The 21599-nt window shown below is 64.9% G+C and carries 22 protein-coding genes; 14 read left to right on the top strand and 8 right to left on the bottom strand.

Annotation, left to right across the window (positions count from 1 at the left end; all coding sequences use genetic code 11):
* Nucleotides 1–32 precede the first annotated feature (32 nt).
* The 7 genes from K4G67_RS02025 to K4G67_RS01995 all read right to left on the bottom strand — a co-directional run bounded on the left by K4G67_RS02025 (nt 33) and on the right by K4G67_RS01995 (nt 10772).
* Nucleotides 33–1898 (bottom strand): M2 family metallopeptidase, encoded by a 1866-nt coding sequence (locus K4G67_RS02025; RefSeq protein WP_239804733.1) that lies wholly within the window; start codon nt 1896–1898, stop codon nt 33–35.
* Between the two features lie 63 nt (nt 1899–1961).
* Nucleotides 1962–2723, bottom strand: a complete 762-nt coding sequence (locus K4G67_RS02020) for an alpha/beta fold hydrolase (RefSeq protein ID WP_239804732.1) — start codon at nt 2721–2723, stop codon at nt 1962–1964.
* Nucleotides 2724–2730: 7 nt separating this feature from the next.
* The gene (locus K4G67_RS02015; protein WP_239804731.1) at nt 2731–3756 is read right to left on the bottom strand and encodes an aspartate-semialdehyde dehydrogenase; all 1026 of its coding nucleotides are present in this window, start codon (nt 3754–3756) and stop codon (nt 2731–2733) included.
* Nucleotides 3757–3883: 127 nt separating this feature from the next.
* Entirely contained in the window at nt 3884–4888 is a 1005-nt protein-coding gene (gene egtD / locus K4G67_RS02010) for an L-histidine N(alpha)-methyltransferase (protein ID WP_239804730.1), read from the bottom strand.
* A 10-nt stretch (nt 4889–4898) separates the two neighbouring features.
* Nucleotides 4899–6185 (bottom strand): ergothioneine biosynthesis protein EgtB, encoded by a 1287-nt coding sequence (egtB, locus tag K4G67_RS02005; protein ID WP_239804729.1) that lies wholly within the window; start codon nt 6183–6185, stop codon nt 4899–4901.
* A 102-nt stretch (nt 6186–6287) separates the two neighbouring features.
* A complete protein-coding gene (locus K4G67_RS02000) occupies nt 6288–7661 on the bottom strand; it encodes a class II 3-deoxy-7-phosphoheptulonate synthase (protein ID WP_239804761.1) in 1374 nt (457 codons plus the stop codon).
* A 159-nt stretch (nt 7662–7820) separates the two neighbouring features.
* The gene (locus tag K4G67_RS01995) at nt 7821–10772 is read right to left on the bottom strand and encodes a M16 family metallopeptidase (RefSeq protein ID WP_239804728.1); all 2952 of its coding nucleotides are present in this window, start codon (nt 10770–10772) and stop codon (nt 7821–7823) included.
* A gap of 106 nt (nt 10773–10878) precedes the next feature.
* Here K4G67_RS01995 and K4G67_RS01990 point away from each other — a divergent pair, with 106 nt between their 5' ends.
* From K4G67_RS01990 to K4G67_RS01925, 14 genes are all read left to right on the top strand, one after another.
* Nucleotides 10879–11454 (top strand): NifU family protein, encoded by a 576-nt coding sequence (locus tag K4G67_RS01990; RefSeq protein WP_239804727.1) that lies wholly within the window; start codon nt 10879–10881, stop codon nt 11452–11454.
* Nucleotides 11455–11490: 36 nt separating this feature from the next.
* Nucleotides 11491–12096, top strand: a complete 606-nt coding sequence (locus K4G67_RS01985) for a malonic semialdehyde reductase (RefSeq protein ID WP_239804726.1) — start codon at nt 11491–11493, stop codon at nt 12094–12096.
* The gene (tsaB, locus tag K4G67_RS01980) at nt 12093–12749 is read left to right on the top strand and encodes a tRNA (adenosine(37)-N6)-threonylcarbamoyltransferase complex dimerization subunit type 1 TsaB (RefSeq protein ID WP_239804725.1); all 657 of its coding nucleotides are present in this window, start codon (nt 12093–12095) and stop codon (nt 12747–12749) included. The genes K4G67_RS01985 and tsaB overlap by 4 nt, the downstream gene beginning before the upstream one ends.
* A 6-nt stretch (nt 12750–12755) precedes the next feature.
* Nucleotides 12756–13247, top strand: a complete 492-nt coding sequence (locus K4G67_RS01975; RefSeq protein WP_239804724.1) for a GNAT family N-acetyltransferase — start codon at nt 12756–12758, stop codon at nt 13245–13247.
* A 215-nt stretch (nt 13248–13462) separates the two neighbouring features.
* Nucleotides 13463–13891: a Ros/MucR family transcriptional regulator gene (locus K4G67_RS01970; protein WP_239804723.1), complete on the top strand. Its 429-nt coding sequence runs from the start codon at nt 13463–13465 to the stop codon at nt 13889–13891.
* A gap of 142 nt (nt 13892–14033) precedes the next feature.
* Nucleotides 14034–14453 (top strand): Fur family transcriptional regulator, encoded by a 420-nt coding sequence (locus tag K4G67_RS01965; RefSeq protein ID WP_202085509.1) that lies wholly within the window; start codon nt 14034–14036, stop codon nt 14451–14453.
* 4 nt (nt 14454–14457) lie between these two features.
* A complete protein-coding gene (locus K4G67_RS01960) occupies nt 14458–15231 on the top strand; it encodes a lysophospholipid acyltransferase family protein (RefSeq protein WP_239804722.1) in 774 nt (257 codons plus the stop codon).
* A gap of 57 nt (nt 15232–15288) precedes the next feature.
* Nucleotides 15289–16629, top strand: coding sequence for a tRNA (N6-isopentenyl adenosine(37)-C2)-methylthiotransferase MiaB (gene miaB / locus K4G67_RS01955; protein ID WP_239804721.1), 1341 nt, complete (start codon nt 15289–15291; stop codon nt 16627–16629).
* Nucleotides 16629–17315, top strand: a complete 687-nt coding sequence (locus tag K4G67_RS01950) for a hypothetical protein (protein WP_239804720.1) — start codon at nt 16629–16631, stop codon at nt 17313–17315. The genes miaB and K4G67_RS01950 overlap by 1 nt, the downstream gene beginning before the upstream one ends.
* A 20-nt stretch (nt 17316–17335) precedes the next feature.
* Nucleotides 17336–17476 carry a hypothetical protein gene (locus K4G67_RS01945; protein WP_239804719.1) on the top strand — a complete coding sequence of 47 codons (141 nt, stop codon included), beginning with the start codon at nt 17336–17338 and terminating at the stop codon, nt 17474–17476.
* Nucleotides 17477–17589: 113 nt separating this feature from the next.
* On the top strand, nt 17590–18609 hold the full coding sequence (locus tag K4G67_RS01940) for a PhoH family protein (RefSeq protein ID WP_239804760.1): 1020 nt from the start codon (nt 17590–17592) through the stop codon (nt 18607–18609).
* 5 nt (nt 18610–18614) lie between these two features.
* A complete protein-coding gene (gene ybeY, locus K4G67_RS01935; RefSeq protein ID WP_239804718.1) occupies nt 18615–19121 on the top strand; it encodes an rRNA maturation RNase YbeY in 507 nt (168 codons plus the stop codon).
* A 38-nt stretch (nt 19122–19159) separates the two neighbouring features.
* Nucleotides 19160–20107: a hemolysin family protein gene (locus K4G67_RS01930; protein WP_239804717.1), complete on the top strand. Its 948-nt coding sequence runs from the start codon at nt 19160–19162 to the stop codon at nt 20105–20107.
* Nucleotides 20107–20991 carry a LysR substrate-binding domain-containing protein gene (locus tag K4G67_RS01925; RefSeq protein ID WP_239804716.1) on the top strand — a complete coding sequence of 295 codons (885 nt, stop codon included), beginning with the start codon at nt 20107–20109 and terminating at the stop codon, nt 20989–20991. Before K4G67_RS01930 ends, K4G67_RS01925 begins: the two co-directional genes overlap by 1 nt.
* Nucleotides 20992–21055: 64 nt before the next feature.
* Here K4G67_RS01925 and K4G67_RS01920 read toward each other — a convergent pair whose 3' ends face one another.
* Complete coding sequence (locus tag K4G67_RS01920; protein WP_239804715.1) at nt 21056–21520, bottom strand: peptidylprolyl isomerase; 465 nt, start codon at nt 21518–21520, stop codon at nt 21056–21058.
* Between the last annotated feature and the right edge of the window lie 79 nt (nt 21521–21599).

Here is a 21599-nt window from a genome sequence, read left to right as displayed (position 1 = left end):
GCCGAACGCTTCCGCCCGGCCCTGCCATCCGATTACCAACCCTGCGGCTGGCCCCGGTTCTGCTCGTCCAGCCAGGCCTTGAGCGGGGCGAAATATTCCACCATCGCCTTGCCGCTCATCTCGCGGCTGCCGGTGAACGCCTCCAGCGCATCGGGCCACGGCTGCGACGCGCCCATTTCCAGCATCGCATTCAAACGCTCGCCGACTTCGGCATTGCCGTAAAAGCTGCACCGATGCAGCGGCCCGGTCCATCCGGCCTGTTCACACGCCGATTTGTAGAACTGGAACTGCAGGATGCGTGCAAGGAAATAGCGCATGTAGGGCGTGTTGCCCGGAATGTGATATTTCGCACCGGGATCGAACGCATCGGCAGGCCGCTCGACCGGCGGTGTGATGCCCTGATACTCCCGGCGGAGATCGGTCCACGCGGTGTTGTAATCGGCTGGCGCGATGCTGCCGTCGAACACGCCCCAGCGCCATTGATCGACCAGCAGGCCGAAGGGCAGGAACGCCACCTTGTCCATCGCCTGGCGCAGGAGAAGGCCGATATCCTTGTCCGCCGACGGCACGTCGGCCCGGTTCAGCAGCCCGATCTGCACCAGATATTCCGGCGTGATCGACAATGCGATGAAATCGCCGATCGCTTCGTGGAAACCGTCGTTCGCACCGTTGAGGTAGAGATACGGCTGCTCGTTATAGGCACGCTGATAATAATTATGGCCGAGTTCGTGATGGATGGTCACGAAATCGCCCGCATCGACCTTGATGCACATCTTGATGCGGATATCATCGACATTATCCACGTCCCATGCGCTCGCATGGCACACGACTTCGCGGTCGGCGGGCTTCGTGAACTGGCTGCGTTCCCAGAACGTCTCTGGCAAAGGCTCGAACCCGAGCGAGGAATAGAACCCCTCGCCGATCTTTACCATGTCGATCGGCCCCTTCCCCTTCGCCTTCAGCAATTCGCCGATGTCATAGCCCAGATCGCCGGCCCCTTCGGGCGCGACGAGCGGATAGATATTGCCCCATTCCTGCGCCCACATATTGCCGAGCAGGTCGGCGCGGATCGGGCCGGTCGCAGGTTGCACGTCGGCACCATATTTCGCGTTCAACCGCCCGCGGACATAGGTGTGCAGCGCCATGTAAAGCGGCTTCACCTCCTGCCACAACCGTTCGGTTTCGGCAGCGAACCGTTCGGGCGGCATGTCGTATCCCGACCGCCACATCGCGCCGGTATTGGCAAAGCCAAGTTCCTTCGCGCCCTCGTTCGCGATGGTGACGAGCCGCGCGTAATCGTCCTTCATCGGCGCACCGACATTGTCGTGCCAGCTCGCCCACATTTCCGCGTATTCGGCCGGCGTGCGGTCGAGATTGCCCATCTCCGCCTCGATATCGCTGCCCGAAATCGGCTCCCCGTTCAAAAGGCCGCGCCCCTTGCCGTATTGCGCGTTGAGATCGGTGGCGATGGTGTTCAACTCCGCCGCCGCGCCATCTGCGGTCGGCGCGGGCAGGACAATGCCATTGCGCAGGATGTCGAGCTTGCGCGCGACATCGGGGTCGAGCCCCGGAACACGTGCGTATTGTGCGGCGGCCAGCGCGTATTTCACCTGCTTTTCCGTGCCGATTGCCCCGCTTTGCGCGGCAAGGGCGTTGGTGTCGGGCGTGATATAGGTGGCATTGACCCATGCGATGCGGCTGGCATCGACGCTGTAATCGAACATATCGGCCTCCGCCGCAGCGACGAATTGCGCCGCACCGTCCGCCGTCATGGGAAAGCGGGTCGCCTCCTCCGCATCGGTGGTCACGGGGTTGCTGTCGGCGGCGGTCTGCGCATGGCCGGGGGCGGCAAGCGCAATGGCCATCGCCATGGCGGCAACGGAAGAAGCGAATTTCATCAGGGCGTTATCCTTCGATCCCGGTTCGTTATGAAACCGGTTTGGACCGCCACCCGCCCGAAATCAAGCGGTCAGAAACGCCACCAGCTCATCACCGAGCGCGCCTTCGGAAACGCTGCTCATGTGCGTGCCGGGGATCGTGGCGCGGCGCCCGTCGGGCAATGCGTCGGCCAGCGCGTCGGCGCTGCCATTGTCGTTGTCCTTGTCCCCGCACAGCACCAGCGTCGGCATCGTCGCCGCCGACAATGCATCGGGGCTGGTATCGGCCATCGAGCCGAGCAGAAGGCGTGCCGCGGTGCGGTCGACCTTCATCGTCTTCATGAAGCTGACGGCGAAGAATGCAGGGTCGCCCATCCGCACCTCGTTGAACCGGTCGATCGCGTCGCGGAAGAATTCGGCCCGCTTCTCCCATCCGGCAAGCCCTTCGAGCCCCATGCCGGTCAGCACGAGCCGCCGCGGCTCCAGCCCGTCGAGCACGCCGCGCAATACGGTGCGCGAGCCAAGCGAAAACCCGACCAGGTCATATTCGACCAGGCCGTAATGCGCGATCACGTCCTCAAGATCGCGGACCAGCACGTCGGGCGGATAACAGGCCGGGTCGTGCGGCGCCCCGCTGTGCCCATGCGCCCGCAGGTCCGGCATGATGAGCGCGAAACCTGCATCGACGAGCTTCTGCGCATGGCCGAACTTGACCCAGTTCGTCTCCACATTGGAGAACAGACCGTGCAGCAGCACGACCGTGCCCCGCGTGCCCTCCCCCATCCGATGCACGGCGAGACGAGTGCCGTCGCGCGCCGCAACCGCTTCGAAATCGGGGAGAGCCATGGGCCGATCAGCCTTTCTTGAGGATACGGCGGCCGAGCAGTTCGGCGATCTGCACCGCGTTCAGTGCGGCGCCTTTACGCAGATTGTCGGACACGCACCACAGCGCAAGGCCGTTTTCGACCGTCGGATCCTCGCGCACGCGGCTGATATAGGTGGCGCTGTCGCCGGCGCATTCGACGGGGGTGACGTATCCGCCATCCTCGCGCTTGTCGACGAGCATGATGCCCGGTGCCTCGCGCAGGATGTCCTGTGCCTGGCTCGCCGTCATTTCCTTCTCGAATTCCAGCGTGATAGATTCGGCATGGCCCACGAACACCGGTACCCGCACGCAGGTGGCCTGCACCTTGACCTTCGGGTCCATGATCTTCTTCGTCTCGACGACCATCTTCCATTCTTCCTTCGTCGAACCATCGTCGAGGAAGACGTCGATGTGCGGAATGACGTTGAAGGCGATCTGCTTCGTGAACTTGCGCGGTTCGACCGGGTCGCCGACGAAGATGGCGCGGCTTTGTTCGAACAGTTCGTCCATGCCCGCCTTGCCCGCGCCGGACACCGATTGATAGGTGCTGACCACCACGCGCTTGATCGTGGCGGCATCGTGCAGGGGTTTGAGAGCGACGACCATCTGCGCGGTCGAGCAGTTGGGATTGGCGATGATCTTGCGCTTTACCGCATCCTCGATCGCGTCGGGGTTCACCTCCGGCACGATGAGCGGCACGTCCGGGTCCATGCGATAGAGCGAGCTGTTGTCGATGACATAGCATCCGGCCGCCGCCGCCTTTGCCGCGTAATCCTTTGCAGGGCCGCTCCCGGCGGCGAACAGGGCGATGTCCCAGCCGGTGAAATCGAAATGTTCGATATTGCGGCACTTGATCATCTTGCCGGTGTCGCCGATCTCGACCTCGGACCCGACGGAGCGCGAGGACGCGACCGCCGCGATCTCGTCATACGGAAATTCCCGCTCCGCCAGGATCGCGAGCACTTCGCGCCCGACATTCCCCGTCGCGCCCACGACGGCCACCCGATAACCCATGATCAAACCCTATGCCTGTGAAAACATGCCATGCGGCACCGGACCAAACCCGGCTGCCGCGCTTTGGGCGCACTAACCGCACATGGGGTGGCTGACAACCCATGCCCGGCGCGAAATATTGCGCGGATCAGGGGGCCATGCGCAACGGGCTGGCTTCGGCGAGGATGAGCATGAAACGATTCTTGTCGTCGCTCCATCGCCGCGTGGGGGTCCAGCCCCCGGCGAGCAGAAGCGTATTGGCACTGCGCTTGCCATATTTGTGGCTGTTCTCGGTATGGATCGTGTCGCCCCTGGTCATCGCGAAATCATGGCCGCAGATCGCAAAGCGGATGTCGGACTGCGCCTCCAGATGCATTTCGATCCGCGCGATGTCATCGTTCCAGATCGCCCGATGCGCGAAAGCCTCCACCGGAATATCGCCGCCGAGCTCGCGGTTGATCCGGGTCAGGAGGTTGAGGTTGAACGCCGCCGTCACACCGGCCGCATCGTCATACGCCGCTTCCAGCACGGCGCGGTCCTTGATCCGGTCCATCCCGATGAGCAGCTGCGCCGGCGTCCCGCCTGCCGCGTCGCCGCTCAACGTGCGTCGCATCTGGCGCAGCAGGTCGACCGCGGTGCGCGGCACCAGATTGCCGATGGTCGAGCCGGGAAAGAACCCCAGCCGCGGCGCGCCCGCGATCGCATCCGGCAAGGTGACGGGTTTGGTAAAATCCGCCTCCACCGGATGGATCGGCAGGTCGGGAAAACTTTCCGCCAGCGTATTGGCCGATGCGCGCAGGAATTCGCCAGAAATGTCGAGCGGAACATAGGCCGAGGGCGCAATCGCATCGAGCAGCAGCGGAGTCTTGGCCGAACTGCCCGATCCGAATTCCACCACGGCGCGGCCCGGACCGATGGCATCTGCAAATTCCTGCCCCCGTGCGGACAGGATCTCCCGCTCCGCGCGGGTGGGATAATATTCGGGGACGACAGTGATATCCTCGAACAATTGCGATCCACGCTCGTCATAGAACCAGCGGGCCGGCACCGCCTTCTGGGCCTGCGACAGCCCGGCGATCACCTCGTCGCGAAAGGCGCGGTCGATCCCGCTCGCATCTTCATCGACGATGCGAACCGCTTGTTCGACTGGCATGTTTATCCCCTCAAATATCCTTGGCGAGCCGGAGCCCGGTGAATTGCCACCGCATGTGCGGATAGAAGAAATTGCGATAGCTGGCGCGCATGTGGCCGCGCACCGTCGCACAGCTTCCGCCCTTCAAAACGAACTGCCCCGACATGAACTTGCCATTATATTCGCCGACCGCTCCCTCGACCGGCTGAAACCGGGGGTAGGGCAGATAGGCGCTGCGCGTCCATTGCCAGCACGAGCCGAACAGACCGTCGCGCGCCACCGGATGCACCGCGCCGGCAGCGTCGAGCTGCTGTCCCGCATGCGGATCCTCGCTCGCGGCGAGTGCCTCCCACTCCGCCTCTGTCGGCAGTCGCGCGCCGGCCCATTGGGCAAAGGCATCCGCCTCGTAATAGGAGATATGCGTAACAGGCGCATCAGGATCGCGCCGCCGTGCGCCGGAAAGGGTGAATTGCGTGTCGCCCTCCCAATACATCGGCGCGGAAATGGCGTTTTCCTGCACCCACGCCCACCCATCGGACAGCCACAACGACGCATCGCGATAGCCGCCATCGGCGACGAACGCCTCCCATTCGCGATTGGTCACCAGCCGCCGCGACATCGCAAACGGTTCGAGGAGATGCCGGTGGCGCGGCCCTTCGCAATCGAAGGCGAAATCGCGGGCCGGGTCCGTTCCGTCCGCGCCGAAATCGTGGCCGATGCGGGTGATGCCGCCCGGATGCTCGATCCATTCATCCGCGCCCCGTTCGCTTGGCGGCAGATCACCGTCGAACATTGCGGGGCCGAGCGGGTTTTGGAACAACGCATGCTTGATATCGGTGAGCAGCAATTCCTGATGCTGCTGCTCATGCGCGATGCCGAGTGCGATGAGCGCCGCGCAATCCTCGCGGATCAGCAACGGCTCCATCGCATCGTCGACCGCGCGGCGAAAGGCGATGATCTCGTCCAGCGTGGGGCGCGAAAGCATCCCTCGCGAAAACCGGGCGATCCGCTCGCCCTCCGCCTCGTAATAGCTGTTGAAGAGATACGGGAATTTCTCGTCGAAAAGCCGATAGCCGTCGAGCCGGTCCCGCAGGAGGAACGTTTCGAAAAACCATGTCGTATGCGCCAGGTGCCATTTTGCGGGGCTGGCATCCTCCATCGACTGTATCGTGGCGTCGGCATCGGACAGCGGCGCGGCGAGATCGAGGCTGAGTTGCCGGGTCGCGCGGAACCGTTCGGCAAGGCTGTCCAACGCCGGGGTATCGGTCGCCCCGGTTCGTGTCGTGTCGATCTCGGGACGGGGCGCGGCATTATCCATGCCGGTATAATGCGCGATCGGCGACGAAGTGCCAACCGCAAGCGCAATTTCGTCCGTTTCCCATGCGACCGGGGCACGGCGGCGGCCATGCCCCGGAGCGTGTCATGCGGCTTCGGCATCCCGCTGCCGCATTTCCATGTTCAGCATTTCGGCGAGCAGGAAGGCAAGTTCGATCGATTGCGCGCCGTTCAGCCGAGGATCGCAATGGGTGCGATACCGGTCGCCCAGCGCCTCGTCCGTGATGGCGATGGCGCCGCCGGTGCATTCGGTCACGTCCTGCCCGGTCATCTCGACATGGATGCCGCCGGCATGGGTGCCCTCGGCGCGGTGGACGGCGAAAAAGCCCTTCACCTCCGACAGTATGCGGTCGAACGGGCGGGTTTTCAGGCCGCTCGGCGATTTGATGACATTGCCGTGCATCGGGTCGCACGACCACACCACCGGATGCCCTTCGCGCTTGACCGCGCGGACCAGCGGGGCAAGCCCTGCCTCCACCTTTTCATGGCCGAACCGGCTGATGAGCGTGATCCGCCCCGGCTCGCGCGCGGGGTTGAGCGTGTCGAGCAGGCGGAGCATGGCATCGGGTTCGAGCGAGGGCCCGCATTTCATCCCGATGGGATTGTTCACCCCGCGCAGATATTCGACATGGGCGCTGCCTTCGAACCGGGTGCGATCCCCGATCCACAGCATGTGCGCCGACGTATCGTACCATTCACCGGTCAGCGAATCCTTGCGGGTGAGCGCCTGTTCGTAGGGCAGCAGCAAGGCTTCGTGGCTGGTGTAGAAACTGGTGCCCTGCAATTGCGGCACGGTGCGCGGATCGACGCCGCACGCCGCCATGAAGTCCAGCGCCTCCGAAATGCGGTCCGCCGTCTGCGCAAAGCGCGCGCCCCAGTCGGACCGGCCGATATGGTCCTGCGTCCACTGGTGCACCTGCCGCAGATTGGCATAGCCGCCGCCGGCAAAGGCGCGCAGCAGATTGAGCGTGGCCGCGTTCTGGCTATAAGCGCGGATCATGCGTTCGGGATCGGGTTGGCGCCCCTTGGCGTCAAAACCGATATCGTTGATGATATCGCCGAAATAGCTGGGCAGTTCGGCATCGCCCTGCGTTTCGGTCGGCGCGGAACGCGGCTTGGCGAACTGCCCCGCCATGCGCCCGACCTTCACGACCTTCTGCTTGCTCGCGAAGGTCAGCACGACCGCCATCTGCAGCAGCACGCGGAATGTGTCGCGAATATTGTCAGGGTGGAATTCGGCAAAGCTTTCCGCGCAATCGCCACCCTGAAGCAGGAAACCGCGACCGCCCGCAACCTCGGCAAGATCGGCCTTGAGCGCGCGCGCCTCGCCCGCGAAGACGAGCGGCGGATAATGCGACAGGCGCTCCTCGACATCGTTCAGGGCCGCCGTATCGGCATAGGTCGGCAAGTGCCGCCCCTCATGCGATTTCCAGCTTTCGGGGCTCCAGTCGTTTGCCAATGTGGTCACTCCATCGCGCCGCCGGTCGCGGCGGTCTTGTCATGTTCGGTGGTGGTCGGAAGGCGCCTGCCATAGCAACGCGCATCCCGCTTTGCAAAGGTTACAATGGCAAGCATCGAAACGAAACGATGCTGCGCATGCCATGCGCGCCGCCTCGCATCATTCCCCGCCCTGCTCCTCCGGCAGCACGGACACGCGGACCGTATCCTCACCCGCGAGGAACATCTGCGCCAGCTTCTGCATCGTTTCGGGCGTCGTGCGCGAATAATCGTCGATGATCGAGCGCACCTGATCGAAGCGCCGCGGATCGCGCGCCGCCCCGCCGAGCTGGTTGAGCCAGAAGCCGTTCCCGCTCGACGAGCGGCTGATCAACTGGCGCAGCGGTTCGGTGACGCGGGCAATCTCCTCCGCGCCGGGCGGATTGGCGGCCAGATCGGCGGCAATGCCATTGGCGACGTCGTAAAACGCCGGCACGTCCTTGGGCTGCAGCTGTGCCATGGCGATGATCATGCCGCCATCCTCGCGGTCGAGCGGCCAGCGCGAGGCGACATTGGGCGCATAGCTCGCGCCCAGCCGTTCGCGCATCGCATCGAACAACCGGTTGTTGAACAATTGCGAGAGGATCTCGACCTGCCGCGAAAGCCGCACGCGGTCGCGCCCACCGCCCGTCGGCCAGGCGATGATCGCCGCGGCCTGGTTCGCGTCGCCGCGATGGGTCAGCACGATCGGATCGCCGCCCGTTTCGGGAAAGGAGGAAAGCTGCGGCCCCATCTCCATCGCGGAACGCTGATCGAGGGCGCCGAACGTCTTTTCAAGATCGGCGAGCGCCTGCGCCCGGTCGAAATCGCCAAAGATTTCCACCGTTACCGGCCCGCTGTTCAGGATGGGTTCCCATACCTTGCGAAAGCCGTCGGGGGTGAGTGTCTCCGCCTCCGCCGGCGTGGGGGCGCGGAACCGCGGATCCTCACCGCGCAGGATATATTCCAGATCGCGCTCGATCACGCCGGCCGGGCTGGTCGCGTAGGTGCCATAGCCAAGGGCGAGCGCGGCGCGCGTGCGCAGGATCGGCTGCGCGTCCCAGCGCGGATCGGCAAGCTTTGCCGCGAACAGGTAAAGCTGATCGGCGAGGTCGGACTGACGCGTTTCCGCACTCATCACGAAATTATCCTCCTCGATCCCGAAACCCAGGCCGAGCTTGCGCCCGGTCGCGATCCGTTCGAGGTCATCCTGATCGAGCTGTCCGACGCCCGCGCTCATCAACGCGCCCTCGCCGAGCGTGGCATAGGGGGCGCTGTCCGCGTCGAACGCGCCATAGCCCGCGCCGAACCGCACCCGCACATTCACGCGCCCCGGTTCGGCATCGTTCGCCCAAAGCATCGCGCGCACGCCATTCGACAGCGTGACCGTCTCGATCCCGAGGAGGCCCGAAGGCGTTTCCTCCACCACCGTGCCCGGCGTGCCTATCGCGGGGAGGTCGGCAAAGGACAGCTGCGGCCCATCATTGGCATCGTTGTCCAGCGCCTCGACCGGGGCGAGCAGTGCGGCGCGGAACGTATCGGCATCCGCCTCGCCCGCATCGGGTACGATCATCAGGCCGCGCAGAACCTCGCCGGTGAAAAGCTGCCGCGTATGTTGCAACACGGCTTGCGGCGTAACCCGGTCCTTCATCCCACGAAGCACGTTGAGCACCGTATCGGGCGCCGCCACCGTTTCGCGAATATCGACGGCCTGCACGATATTGTCGGCAAGGTCGCGCGTCTGTTGAACCGAGGACGTCTCCACCCCGATGGCGAAGGCATTGTCGAACTCGGCAAGCTCGCGCTGCACCTCGGCCTCGGTCGGGGGGGCGGTCAGGGCGGACGCGATCACCGCGCGCACATCGTTCAGCGCCGCGCGCCAGTCGTCCGACAGGGGCGTGACCGAAACGAAGGTCGCGTCCGCACTGCGGTTGATATCGTCCTGCCCGACCTGCGCGGCGAGATAGCTGCCGCCGGCGCGGGCCTGCGCCTCCAGCCTGCGGTTCAGCACCGAGATCGCCAGCTGATCGAGCAGCAGCCCCTCGTTATAGGCGATGGTATCGGCGACCTTCTCCCACGGGCGGAGCACGGCATAGCCGACATTGCGCGGCAGATCAGGTTCGACCATGACCCGCGTATCGCCCACGGGCGCCAGCGCCCCATCGGCCGAACGCGCATCGGCGCCCGCGACCGGATCGCCGAAATCGGGGGCGGCGACGGCGCGCCCCTTCCCCTTCCAGCCGCCGAAATATTTCTGAAGCATCTGCTTCATCAGAGCGGGGTCGAGATCGCCGGCGATGGAAATGACGGTGTTTTCCGGCCGGTACCACCGGTCGTAGAAAGCGCGCACGTTCTTGCGGCCCGCGGCGTTCAATGTCGCCTCGGTCCCGATGGGCGCACGGGTGGCGAGCTGCTGCCCCGCGAAATAGGTTTCGCGGCTCGCCTCGCTCACGCGCAGGCCGGCGCCGCCGCGCTCGCGCTTTTCGGCAAGGACGATGGGCACCTCGGTCTTCACGCCGTTTTCGGAAAGCGTCGGCGCGGTCACCATGCCCGACAACAGGCGAAACACCTCGTCCGCCTTGGCCGGGTCCATGTCCGGCACGTCGAGCTTGTAGACCGTCTGCGTCGGCGTGGTTTCGGCGTTGGTATCGCTACCGAACGTCGCGCCGAGCTGTTCCCAGCGGGGGATCGTCTCCCCCGGCCCCAGATATTTCGATTCCCGGAACAACAGATGTTCAAGAAGATGCGCAAAGCCGCGCTCATCCTCGGTTTCGTGGAGCGATCCGGCATCGATGCGCACGCGGATCGATACCTGCCCCTGCGGCACCTCGTTGAAGCGCACCGCATAGCGCAGCCCGTTTTCCAGCTCTCCGAAATCCCATGCGGTATCGGGCGGCACGTCGCTTCCGCGGTAGATCCACGGACGGTCCGCCTCCACCTGCGGCCATTCGCGGCTCGCCTCCGCCGACGGGGCGGGCTGCGCATGGGCGGCGGGAGGAAAAGAGGCGAGCCCGACGAGGGCGGAGAGCGAGAGGCCAATGGGCGATACGGCAAGACGGATGGCCGTGCGGGCGTTCAATATCATATTGGCCATATAGGTGGCCCTGTGATGAAGCGCCACTGAATAGCGGCATGGCCGTGTCGAACCCGTCCGCAACGATGACGCTTGAATACAGGCGCATTCTGTCTACATCGAGCGCATGTTCATTGAAACCGAAACCACGCCCAATCCCGCCACGCTGAAATTCCTGCCGGGGCGGCAGGTGATGCCATCCGGCACGCGCGAATTCACCGACCCCGAAATGGCCGAAGCCTCGCCACTGGCGTCCGCGCTGTTCTCGCTCGGCGATGTGACCGGCGTTTTGTTCGGGGGCGATTTCGTGGCGGTGACGGCGGTGCCCGGTGCCGACTGGTCCGCGCTCAAACCGCAGGTGGTGTCGGTCCTGCTCGATCATTTCGTGTCCGAAGCGCCCCTGTTCGCGAGCGGCGGCGCGGGATTTTCCGTGCCGGCCGAAACCGATCCCGTCGTCGCCGACCGGGAGGAAGACGCCGACATCATCGCACAGATCAAGGATTTGCTCGAAACACGGGTCCGCCCGGCCGTCGCGGCCGATGGCGGCGATATCGTCTATCGCGGGTTCGACGATGGCGTTGTCTATCTCGGCATGCAGGGGGCGTGTTCGGGTTGCCCGTCCTCGACCGCCACGCTGAAGCATGGGATCGAGGGTTTGCTCAAACATTACGTTCCCGAAGTCAGCGAAGTGCGCGCGGCCTGATTGCCTGCCCCTCTTGCCTAAATCCCGAGACCGACCATGACCGACACCGCCCTTTCCCAGCCTGTGAACGCCCATGCGTTGGATCGCATCTTTCGCGAGGCGCGCACGATGAACGGCTATCTCGACAAGCCGGTCGCGCCCGAAATGCTCCATCGCATCTGGGACCTGATGAAGATGGGGCCGACGTCGGCCAACCAGTTGCCCGCGCGGCTCGTGTGGTGTGCATCGGACGATGCGCGCAAACGGCTCGCCGCCTGCGCAAGCGAGGGCAATCGCGACAAGATCGAGAAGGCGCCGGTTGCGGTCATCCTCGCCATGGATCTCGACTTTCACGAGGAGCTTCCCTGGCTGTTCCCCCACGCCGACGCGAAGAGCTGGTTCGAGGATGAGGACGCCCGCCGCGAAAGCGCCTTTCGCAATTCGAGCCTTCAGGGCGCCTATTTCATCGTCGCATGTCGCGCGCTCGGTCTCGATTGCGGGCCGATGTCGGGCTTCGATGCCGACCGGGTGACGACCGAATTTCTTGGCGATCATCCGCGCTGGCGTCCCAATTTCATTTCCACGCTCGGCTACGGCGACATGGACAGCACCTATGACCGCAGCCCGCGTCCCGATTTCGAGACGTTCAACATCGTCCTTTGAACGACGGCCCGGTTCACGTGCATACGCTGGTCATCGATTGCGCGACGGAGGCGTGCTCCACCGCGCTGTTCGACGGTGACACGCTGATCGCCGGGGATTACGCGGTTCTGGGCCGCGGCCATGCCGAACGGCTGATTCCGATGGTCGGGCAATTGCCGGGGCGCGGCCGTGCCGACCGGATTGCCGTCGCCCTGGGTCCGGGCAGCTTTACCGGCATTCGCGTCGGCCTTGCCGCGGCGCGCGCGTTGAGCGTGGCATGGGCCGTGCCGCTGGTTGGCTATCATACGCACGCGCTCGTCGCGGCGCAGGCGCTGAATGACGCGGGCGGGCCGGTCGCGGTATGCAACACCGGCGGCCACGGCGAATGGTTCGTCCAATCGTTCGGCGACGATGGCGCGCCGCTCGACGCGGTGCGATCCCTGCGCCCCGACGATGCCGCCGCCGCCATCGCGTGCGAGCGCGTCGCCGGCAATCAGGCAGAGGCGCTGGTCGCGCGGCGCGGATCCGGCACGGCGATGCCGATGCTCCCCGATGCGCGGCGCTTTTGTCTTTTGCATGCGGGGCGGCTGACTGGCGATGTCCGTCCGGCCTACGGGCGCGTTCCGGATGCGAAATTGCCCGGCGGTATCGAACCGCCCGCCCTTTCCCGATAGCGCCCCGTGCCGCCGCACGACGACATCGACGCGATGATGGACGTGATGGAATGCGCGTTCGATCCCGCCTTCGGCGAGGCATGGACCCGCGCACAGCTGACGGGCGGACTTATCATGCCCGGCACGCAATACGCCATCATCGGGAGCGACGGACGGTTTGACGGCCCGTTCGACGCATCGAACGAGGCAGCGGGATTCGCGGTTGTCCGCACCGTGCTGGACGAAGCCGAGCTGATGCTGATCGCGGTGGCGCCGCGCTGGCGGGGGCGCGGGTACGGACGGCATTTGCTGATCGACGTCATCGACCGGGCGGCGGTCGCGGGCGTAACGCGGCTTTTCCTCGAAATGCGGTCCGACAATCCGGCGCGCGCGCTTTACGAAGGGATCGGCTTCTGTCCGGTCGGTCGCCGGCCCAAATATTACAAGGGCCGCGACGGAATCAGGCGCGACGCCGTCACTTATGCAATCGAACCCGTAGCCGGCCAGCCCTATTATTAAATATCGTTTGGCCGCGCCCTGCGATCATTATTTGCCGATACTTTAGCGACCCGTCGCGTTTTAGGCTCGCGTTAAGGTGCGATGCTGCATGAGATTCGCGTCTGAAGGCTTGTAAATGCGGTTTCGCGCTTTAAGTGGCAATCGCGTCATACGCGTCCTCCCTCAAAAAAGCGTGTATGAAACAAATCGTTAACCCCCGTTTGAAAGTCCGAGAGATGGAACAGTCCGACCTGGATATGAAGGAAACCCTGATTACTTTGACTTCGGACATCGTGGCCGCTCATGTGAGCAATAATGCCGTCGATGTTTCCGATGTCCCCACACTCATCACCGCGGTGCACGCCGCGCTCGCCGGGCTGGACGGCGAGGTGACGCAGGACGAGGCCCCGCCCGAACCCGCCGTATCGGTCCGCGCATCGGTAAAGCCCGACTACATCGTCTGCCTCGAGGACGGCAAGAAGCTCAAGATGCTGAAACGTCATTTGATGACGCATTACAACATGACGCCCGATGAATATCGCGCGCGCTGGAACCTGCCCGCCGACTATCCGATGGTGGCGCCCAATTACGCGGAAAAGCGGCGCGAACTGGCCAAGAAGATCGGTCTTGGTCGCAAGCCGGGCACGCGGGTCAAGAAGAGCTGATCGAAAGCCGCGCGCCGCACGATCGCGTGATCGATGGGAACGGGGCGGTTGCACTGATGAACATGCGGCCTATGATCGGCCGCAAACAGCCGGCCCGCCCCCGTGCGGCGGTCCGGCGCGAAGAAGAAGGCGTTGATACCCCGTGCCCAATCCTATCGATCTCGAAGCCATCTGTGCTGAACGCGGCCTGCGCATCACCGACCAGCGGCGCGTGATCGCGAAGGTATTGTCGGAAAGCGAAGACCACCCCGACGTCGAAAAGGTGCACGAACGCGCCAGCGCGGTCGATCCACGCATCTCGATCGCGACGGTGTATCGCACCGTCCGCCTGTTCGAGGAGGCCGGCATCCTCGACCGCCACGATTTCGGCAATGGCCGCGCCCGATACGAAGCCACGCCGGAGGCGCATCACGATCATCTGATCGACGTGGAAACCGGCAAGGTCGTCGAATTCGTCGACCCCGAACTCGAGGCATTGCAACGCCAGATTGCCGAGCGGCTGGGCTTTCGCCTGGTCGATCACCGGATGGAGCTTTACGGCGTAAGGCTGGACCGGGACTAGCCGCATGGGCGCGCCGACCGTGGCGCGGGGCGGCGGAGTGTCGCTGTCCGACTGGCGCATGGTGCCGCGCATTGCGGCGATGCTGGCGTGGCTGGCGATATGCGTGCCGGCCTATTACCTGACCCGCCTGCTTCGCATGCCGAACCGGGTGCCGCCCGCGTTTCTGTCGGGCATCGCGCGCATTGCCGGCATTCGCGTCCGCACCGACGGGGTGTTGGCATCGGGGCGGCGCATCCTCATCGCAAACCATGTCAGCTGGATGGATATTCTGGTGCTGGCCCGCGTGTCGGGTGCGGCCTTTGTCGCGCATGACGGGCTTGCCGGTGTCGGTCCGCTCAAATGGCTGTGCGACATGAACGATACGGTATTCATCGCCCGATCGCGGCGGCAGACCGTGGGCGAGCAGGCCGACAGCATCCGCGACGCGCTCGACGTGTCGCAAACGCTCGTCCTCTTTCCCGAGGGCACGACCGCCAACGGGCGCGAGATGCTCCCACTCAAAAGCGCACTTCTGTCCGCGATCGACCCTGTGCCGCCGGGCGTTTCGGTACAGCCTGTCTTCATGGATTATGGCCCCGATGCGCCCGCCGTCTGCTGGGTCGGGGACGAGCCGGGCCTGCGCAATTTTCTGCGCATCGTCGCGGGCCGCACGCCGGTTGCGGTGACGGTCCGCTTTCTCGCCCCGCTTTCGGGCGAAGCGCTCGACGGGCGAAAAGCGATGACCCGCGCGGCGCAAAGCTCCCTCACCGATGCGCTGGAGCGGAGCCGCGTGCGATAGGGATGCGCCTTCGCCACTCCCTTTCGCCGCATGGCGATTGGGTGTAAGCGGCGCTGCATGACCAAAGCCGCACCCAAGAATTTCCGAGTCAAAAGCTTCGGCTGCCAGATGAACGTCTATGACGGCGAACGCATGGCCGAGATGCTGAGCGAGCAGGGCATCGTTCCCGCGGCCGAAGGCGAGGAGGCCGATCTCGTCGTTCTCAACACCTGTCACATCCGGGAAAAAGCCGCCGAAAAGGTCTATTCCGACATTGGCCGTTTGCGCAAGGCGGGGGCGAAATCGGGCCGTGAACCGATGATCGCGGTCGCCGGATGCGTCGCCCAGGCCGAGGGCGAGGAGATCATGGCCCGCAGCCCCGGCGTTTCCATGGTGGTCGGCCCGCAGGCCTATCACCGCCTGCCGCAGATGATCGACCGCGCGGTGAATGGCGAGCGGGTCACCGACACCGACATGCCGGCGATCGCGAAATTCGGCGCGCTGCCCACCCGGCGCAAACGGGCGCCGTCGGCGTTCCTCACCGTGCAGGAAGGCTGCGACAAGTTCTGCACCTATTGCGTGGTGCCCTATACGCGGGGTGCGGAAATCAGCCGCCCCTTCGCCGATCTGGTGGAGGAGGCGAAGCGGCTCGTCGATGGCGGCGCGCGTGAAATCACGCTTCTGGGTCAGAATGTGAATGCCTGGCGGGGCGAGGATGACAAGGGCCGTGCCGTAGGCCTCGAAGGGTTGGTGCGCGCGCTTGCCGCCCTCAACGATCTTGCCCGCATCCGCTATACCACCAGCCATCCCAACGACATGACGCCCGGCCTGATCGCCGCGCATGGCGAGCTCGACAAGCTGATGCCCTATCTCCACTTGCCGGTGCAGTCGGGAAGCGACCGGGTTCTGGCCGCGATGAACCGCAGCCACACGGCGCAAAGCTATATCCGCGTGATCGAACAATTCCGCGAGGCCCGGCCCGACATCGCGATTTCGTGCGATTTCATCGTCGGCTTTCCCGGCGAAACCGATGCCGAGTTCGAGGATACGCTGCGCATGGTGAACGAAATCCGCTATGCCGCGGCCTTCAGCTTCAAATACAGCCCGCGCCCCGGCACCCCCGCCGCCACGATGGACGGACAGGTACCCGAGACCGTGATGGACGAACGGCTCCAACGGCTGCAATCGCTGCTCGCCGTGCATTCGCAGGCTTTCAACGAAAGCACGGTCGGCAAGCGCTGCGACATTCTGGTCGAGCGCAAGGGTCGCCGCGAAGGCCAGTGGATCGGCAAGACGCCCTGGCTGCAATCCGCCTATTTCACAGGGGACGCCGAAATCGGCGATCTCGTGACGGTGGAGCTGGAGCAGGCCGGACCCAACAGCCTCGCCGCGCGGCGACTGGGAACCGTGGACGCCTGATGCGGCGTATCGCGGCGCGGGCGGCGGGGCCGGCGGTCATGGCCGCAGCCCTGATGCTTCTTGCGTGCGCGGATGATGCACAGGATACGCCGGCGCCGACGCCCGCGCCCGATGTCGCGACAACGGGGGACGCCTCGCCGGTTCGTGCTCTTCCGCCCGGTTTCGTGCGCGCGGATTTTGCGCCTGTCGAAGGGCGCTATCGGGTCGTGTCGCTCGACGATGCGGCGCCTGTGGACGGGTTTGGCGAAAGCCATGTCCGGTTCACGCGAACGACCGTGTCATGGGATGGCTGCAACCATCACGAAGGGCTGTATATCGCGGCGGGCGACAGCATCGCCGTGCTGCGCGGGCCGTCGACGCTCGTCAATTGTCCGTCCGATGCGCCCGATAACGTTTTGTCCGCCATTCTCCTCGGGCTGCTGGCCATCGGCCATGATCGCGATGGCCGGATCGCGATCGCGGGGGGCGAACACCGGGCCATCCTGATACCGGACGGCCCGGCCCGCGACAATTTCCCGGACCAGCCGATCGAGGGTCGGACATTCGCGCTGATGCTGGCATCGCCGGACGGTTCGCCCGTGCTGCTGCGGGTGGAGGGCGGCAGGCTCTCGGTCGAGCTAGGGTGCGCGGATCGATTGTGGGCGGCGTCGACGTGCGGGCCGAACAGCTTGCCATGGGCGAGGTGAGGAGCCGCCCCTGCCCCGCCATGGAAGCACCATCGCAGGCACGGGGCACCCTGCTGCGCCTGCTCTCCGCCGATCCGGCCTATGTCGTTAGCCCGAATGGCGATTTGCTGCTCGCGGCGGGAGAAACGGTGATTGCGGGCCGCCGCACCGAGGATCGGTGACACATGTGCTTGTCACCGCGATTGCGGTGCCTACATTCATGCCATGACGATTCGCCGCTGATGATCGGCGCGAACACAGACAAGGAAACTCAGTGAGCCGCAAACAGGCGCGCATGTCCGGCACGGACGAACACAGCCCCTACGACCCCATCGCCGGCGGCCCCGCGGGCCATCGTTCGCGAACGGAGATGGAGTTCGACAACCCCGGCGTGCTGGCCGCGCTGTTCGGGCAGTTCGATGCCAATCTGGTCCGTATCGAAAACAGGCTCGGCGTGTATATCGCGGCGCGCGGCAACCGTGTGCAGATCGAGGGTGGCGAGGATGCCGTCGAGCGCGCGCGCGACGTCCTTCAGTCCATGCATCAACGGATCCAAAGCGGCTTCGAACTCGACGCAGGCGCGGTCGAATCGCTCATCGCGATGTCGGACGAGCCCACGCTCGACGGGATCGTGCGCGGCGATGACAAGCGCCCGCCGGTGATGATCCGCACACGCAAGAAGACCATCGCCCCGCGTTCGGCGGCGCAGATCGACTACATGCGCGCGCTCACCAGCAACGACATCATCTTCGCGCTCGGCCCGGCGGGCACGGGCAAGACCTATCTCGCCGTGGCGCAGGCCGTCGCGCAGCTCATCACCGGCAGCGTGCAGCGGCTCATCCTTTCCCGCCCCGCGGTCGAGGCGGGCGAGCGGCTCGGCTTTCTTCCCGGCGACATGAAGGAGAAGGTCGACCCCTATCTCCGCCCGCTTTACGACGCGCTTTACGATTGCATGCCGCCCGAACAGGTCGAACGCCGCCTCGCCAGCGGGGAGATCGAGATCGCGCCCATCGCCTTCATGCGCGGGCGCACGCTGGCCGATGCGTTCGTCATCCTCGACGAGGCGCAGAATACGACCCCGGCGCAGATGAAGATGTTCCTCACCCGTTTCGGGCAGAACAGCCGCATGGTCGTGTGCGGCGACCCCCGGCAGGTCGACATTCCGGGCGGGGACAGCTTTTCCGGGCTGGCCGATGCGGTGAAAAGGCTCGAAGGGGTGGAGGGTATCGGCATGGCGCGTTTCACCGCCGCCGATGTCGTGCGCCACCCGGTGGTGGGCCGCATCGTCGATGCCTATGAAGGGCAGCAGGGCTGACGGCCATGTCCGCTGTCACGATTGAGCTCGACGTCGATCCCGTCTGGGGTCAGGATATCGATTGGGAGGCACGCTGTGCCGCGGCCGCGCGGGCCGTGGGGCATGCCCTGCCCGAAATGGCGCATTCCGAAATCCTGGTGAGCGTGGTGATGGGCGAGGACGAGGAAGTCCACGCACTCAACCAGGAATGGCGTGCGAAGGCCAAGCCGACCAACGTGTTGAGCTTTCCGATGATCTCACGAGAGGAACTGTTGCGCGCTGCGGCACGGCCCGGTGCGCCGGTCATGCTGGGCGACATCATCATGGCGCATGGTGTATGCAAGCGCGAGGCGGAGGAAAAACAGGTTGCGCTTGCAGATCATGCAACGCATCTGCTGATTCACGGCCTCCTCCACCTCGCCGGTTTCGATCACGAGGATGGGGACGACGAGGCCGAGGCGATGGAAGCGCTCGAAATCAGGGCGCTGGCCGCATTGGGGATCGACGATCCCTATGCGGATCGCGACTTATGAAAGTGGCGCCCCCACGCTGGGCGCGCCGATGACCGAGGATGAAAGACACGACGATGCCGGACGGCAGCCAATCTGGCGATACTCGCAACCCGGAGCCTGACCGAAGGGCGTTTTGGCATCGCATACGCGCCTTTTTCGATAACGAGGGCGAAAGATCGCTGCGCGAGCAGATCGAGGAAGCCATCGACGAGCATGAGGAGGATGGCGACACCGCCGCCGACCATGCCAATGGCGACCTGTCGCAGACCGAACGGCAGATGCTGCGCAATCTCCTGCATTTCAGCGAGAACGACGCCGACGATGTCGCCATCCCGCGCAGTGAGATCATCGCCATCGAACGCAGCGCAAGCTGGGCCGAACTGGTCGCGACCTTCGCCGAACATGGCCATTCGCGCATTCCGGTCTATGCCGAATCGCTCGATCACGTGATCGGCATGATGCTGATCAAGGATGTGTTCCCCTTCCTTGCCAATGGCGAAACCCCGCCAGACGACTGGACCGTATTGATGCGGCAACCGGTCTACGTACCGCAGGCGCGCGGGGCATTGGACGTGCTGGCCGACATGCGCTCGCACCGGGTTCATCTGGCCATCGTGGTCGATGAATATTCGGGCACCGACGGCGTCATCACGATCGAGGATCTGGTCGAGGAGATCATCGGCGATATCGAGGATGAGCACGACGACGCCCCGGTCGAGCAGCTCGTGCCGATCGACGGCGGGATGTGGGACGCCGATGCCCGGACCGAACTGACCGAGGTCGCGCGCCGCGTCGATCCCGAGCTCGCCGTCGTCGAAGGGTCGGTCGATACGCTTGGCGGTCTGGCCTTCGTGCTGGCGGAGGAAGTGCCCAAGGTCGGCAGCGTGCTCCACCACGACAGCGGCTGGCGGATCGAGATCATCGCCGGCGACGAACGCCACGTCGAACGCCTGCGCCTCCATCCCCCAGTCCCGGACACCGATACGGACGAAGAGGCCGAGGGCTGATGGCGACGCGCCGCCTCCCCCCGCTGCGCAGTCTTGAAGCGTTTGTCCGCATCGTCCGGCTCGGTTCGGCGAAGGCGGCGGCGAACGAACTCGCGCTGTCCCCGTCCGCATTGTCGCGCCGGGTCACCGCGCTTGAGGATTTCGTGGGCAAGAAGCTGTTCCTGCGTCAGCATCAGGCGATGAAGCTGACCGAGGACGGGCAAAGCCTGTTCGATGCGGTCGCCCCCGCGCTCGACGAGCTGGCCGAGAAGATCGGCACGCACATGGGCGATTCGCGGCTTCTGCGCTTGCGTCTTGCCGTGATGCCGCTCTTCGCGGCGCAGCGGCTCGTGCCGCGCATGCGCGAATTGCGGCGGCTCTACCCCGCGCTGCACATCGACATGGAAAGCTCCGCACATCCGGTGCCGCGGCTCGGCGATACGCTCGATGCCGCGATCATCCTGTCCGACGCGCCGGACCCTTCGCTCCACATGGTGCAACTCGACCAGAACCGCGTCCATGCCATCGCCTCGACCGAGCTTGTGGCGACGCTGGGCGATACGCCCGACCCCGATCTTCTCGCGAAACAGAACTTCCTCGTCCATTCGGATATGGAACTCAGTTTCGAAGCGTGGCGAAAGGCGGCCGGCCTGCTGCCGCGCCATCGCCCCACCGTCGATCATTACGACAGCGGTCCGCTCATCCTCGAAGCTGCGGCGCAGGGGCTTGGCGTTGCGATCATGCACGGGGACCATCTGTCGCGCTCCAACGATGCGCGGCTTGCCCCGCTTTACGATCTGAAGGTGGAAAGCCCGTATAGCTACTGGTTCGTGTGCCGTCCGCGCGCGCTGGAAAACCGGCCGGTGCGCATTTTCCACGACTGGCTCGTGAACGCGAAGCTTTGACGGTGCAAAAAAGGCCGCGGGGACCATCGCCCCCGCGGCCTTTTTCAAATCATGCGGCGCGGGTTCAGCCCACCGTCGCCTTCACGATGGTGCCGGGTTCGCGCGGCGGCTCGCCCTTGGGCAGCGCGTCGACATGGTCCATGCCGCTCTCGACCTGACCCCAGACGGTATATTGCCGGTCGAGAAAGCTCGCATCGTCGAAACAGATGAAGAACTGGCTGTTCGCGCTGTTCGGGTCCTGCGTGCGGGCCATGGAGCAGGTGCCGCGCACATGCTTGTGATCGTTGAATTCCTGTTTCAAATCCGGCTTCTTCGATCCGCCCATGCCGGTGCCGTCTGGGCAGCCGCCCTGCGCCATGAAGCCGGGGATCACGCGGTGGAACTTCACCCCGTCATAGAACCCTTCGCTCGCCAGCTCCTTGATCCGGGCGACGTGGTTGGGCGCGATGTCGGGAAGCAGCTTGATGACGACATCGCCGCCCTCGCCATTGCCGGTGTCCAGCGTGAACGTCAGTGTTTCGTCGGCCATGCAATCTCCTGATACTGATCGGCGGGGTCGTCCCGCCATTGGCTGGCCCCGATATAGGATGGGTGCCCGCAAAGTCATC

The sequence above is a fragment of the Croceicoccus hydrothermalis genome (assembly GCF_022378335.1).
Lineage (GTDB): Bacteria > Pseudomonadota > Alphaproteobacteria > Sphingomonadales > Sphingomonadaceae > Croceicoccus > Croceicoccus hydrothermalis.
Note: the sequence above shows the minus strand (reverse complement) of the source record. Positions and strands in the feature narration are given on the sequence as shown.

Excerpts from the sequence above, each read along its gene's own strand:
- K4G67_RS02025 (WP_239804733.1), bottom strand. The coding sequence starts at position 1,898 with ATGAAATTCGCTTCTTCCGTTGCCGCCATGGCGATGGCCATTGCGCTT.
- K4G67_RS02020 (WP_239804732.1), bottom strand. The coding sequence starts at position 2,723 with ATGGCTCTCCCCGATTTCGAAGCGGTTGCGGCGCGCGACGGCACTCGT.
- K4G67_RS02015 (WP_239804731.1), bottom strand. The coding sequence starts at position 3,756 with ATGGGTTATCGGGTGGCCGTCGTGGGCGCGACGGGGAATGTCGGGCGC.
- egtD (WP_239804730.1), bottom strand. The coding sequence starts at position 4,888 with ATGCCAGTCGAACAAGCGGTTCGCATCGTCGATGAAGATGCGAGCGGG.
- egtB (WP_239804729.1), bottom strand. The coding sequence starts at position 6,185 with ATGGATAATGCCGCGCCCCGTCCCGAGATCGACACGACACGAACCGGG.
- K4G67_RS01995 (WP_239804728.1), bottom strand. The coding sequence starts at position 10,772 with ATGGCCAATATGATATTGAACGCCCGCACGGCCATCCGTCTTGCCGTA.
- K4G67_RS01990 (WP_239804727.1), top strand. The coding sequence starts at position 10,879 with ATGTTCATTGAAACCGAAACCACGCCCAATCCCGCCACGCTGAAATTC.
- K4G67_RS01985 (WP_239804726.1), top strand. The coding sequence starts at position 11,491 with ATGACCGACACCGCCCTTTCCCAGCCTGTGAACGCCCATGCGTTGGAT.
- K4G67_RS01970 (WP_239804723.1), top strand. The coding sequence starts at position 13,463 with ATGGAACAGTCCGACCTGGATATGAAGGAAACCCTGATTACTTTGACT.
- K4G67_RS01960 (WP_239804722.1), top strand. The coding sequence starts at position 14,458 with ATGGGCGCGCCGACCGTGGCGCGGGGCGGCGGAGTGTCGCTGTCCGAC.
- miaB (WP_239804721.1), top strand. The coding sequence starts at position 15,289 with ATGACCAAAGCCGCACCCAAGAATTTCCGAGTCAAAAGCTTCGGCTGC.
- K4G67_RS01950 (WP_239804720.1), top strand. The coding sequence starts at position 16,629 with ATGCGGCGTATCGCGGCGCGGGCGGCGGGGCCGGCGGTCATGGCCGCA.
- K4G67_RS01945 (WP_239804719.1), top strand. The coding sequence starts at position 17,336 with ATGGAAGCACCATCGCAGGCACGGGGCACCCTGCTGCGCCTGCTCTCC.
- K4G67_RS01940 (WP_239804760.1), top strand. The coding sequence starts at position 17,590 with ATGTCCGGCACGGACGAACACAGCCCCTACGACCCCATCGCCGGCGGC.
- ybeY (WP_239804718.1), top strand. The coding sequence starts at position 18,615 with ATGTCCGCTGTCACGATTGAGCTCGACGTCGATCCCGTCTGGGGTCAG.
- K4G67_RS01930 (WP_239804717.1), top strand. The coding sequence starts at position 19,160 with ATGAAAGACACGACGATGCCGGACGGCAGCCAATCTGGCGATACTCGC.
- K4G67_RS01925 (WP_239804716.1), top strand. The coding sequence starts at position 20,107 with ATGGCGACGCGCCGCCTCCCCCCGCTGCGCAGTCTTGAAGCGTTTGTC.
- K4G67_RS01920 (WP_239804715.1), bottom strand. The coding sequence starts at position 21,520 with ATGGCCGACGAAACACTGACGTTCACGCTGGACACCGGCAATGGCGAG.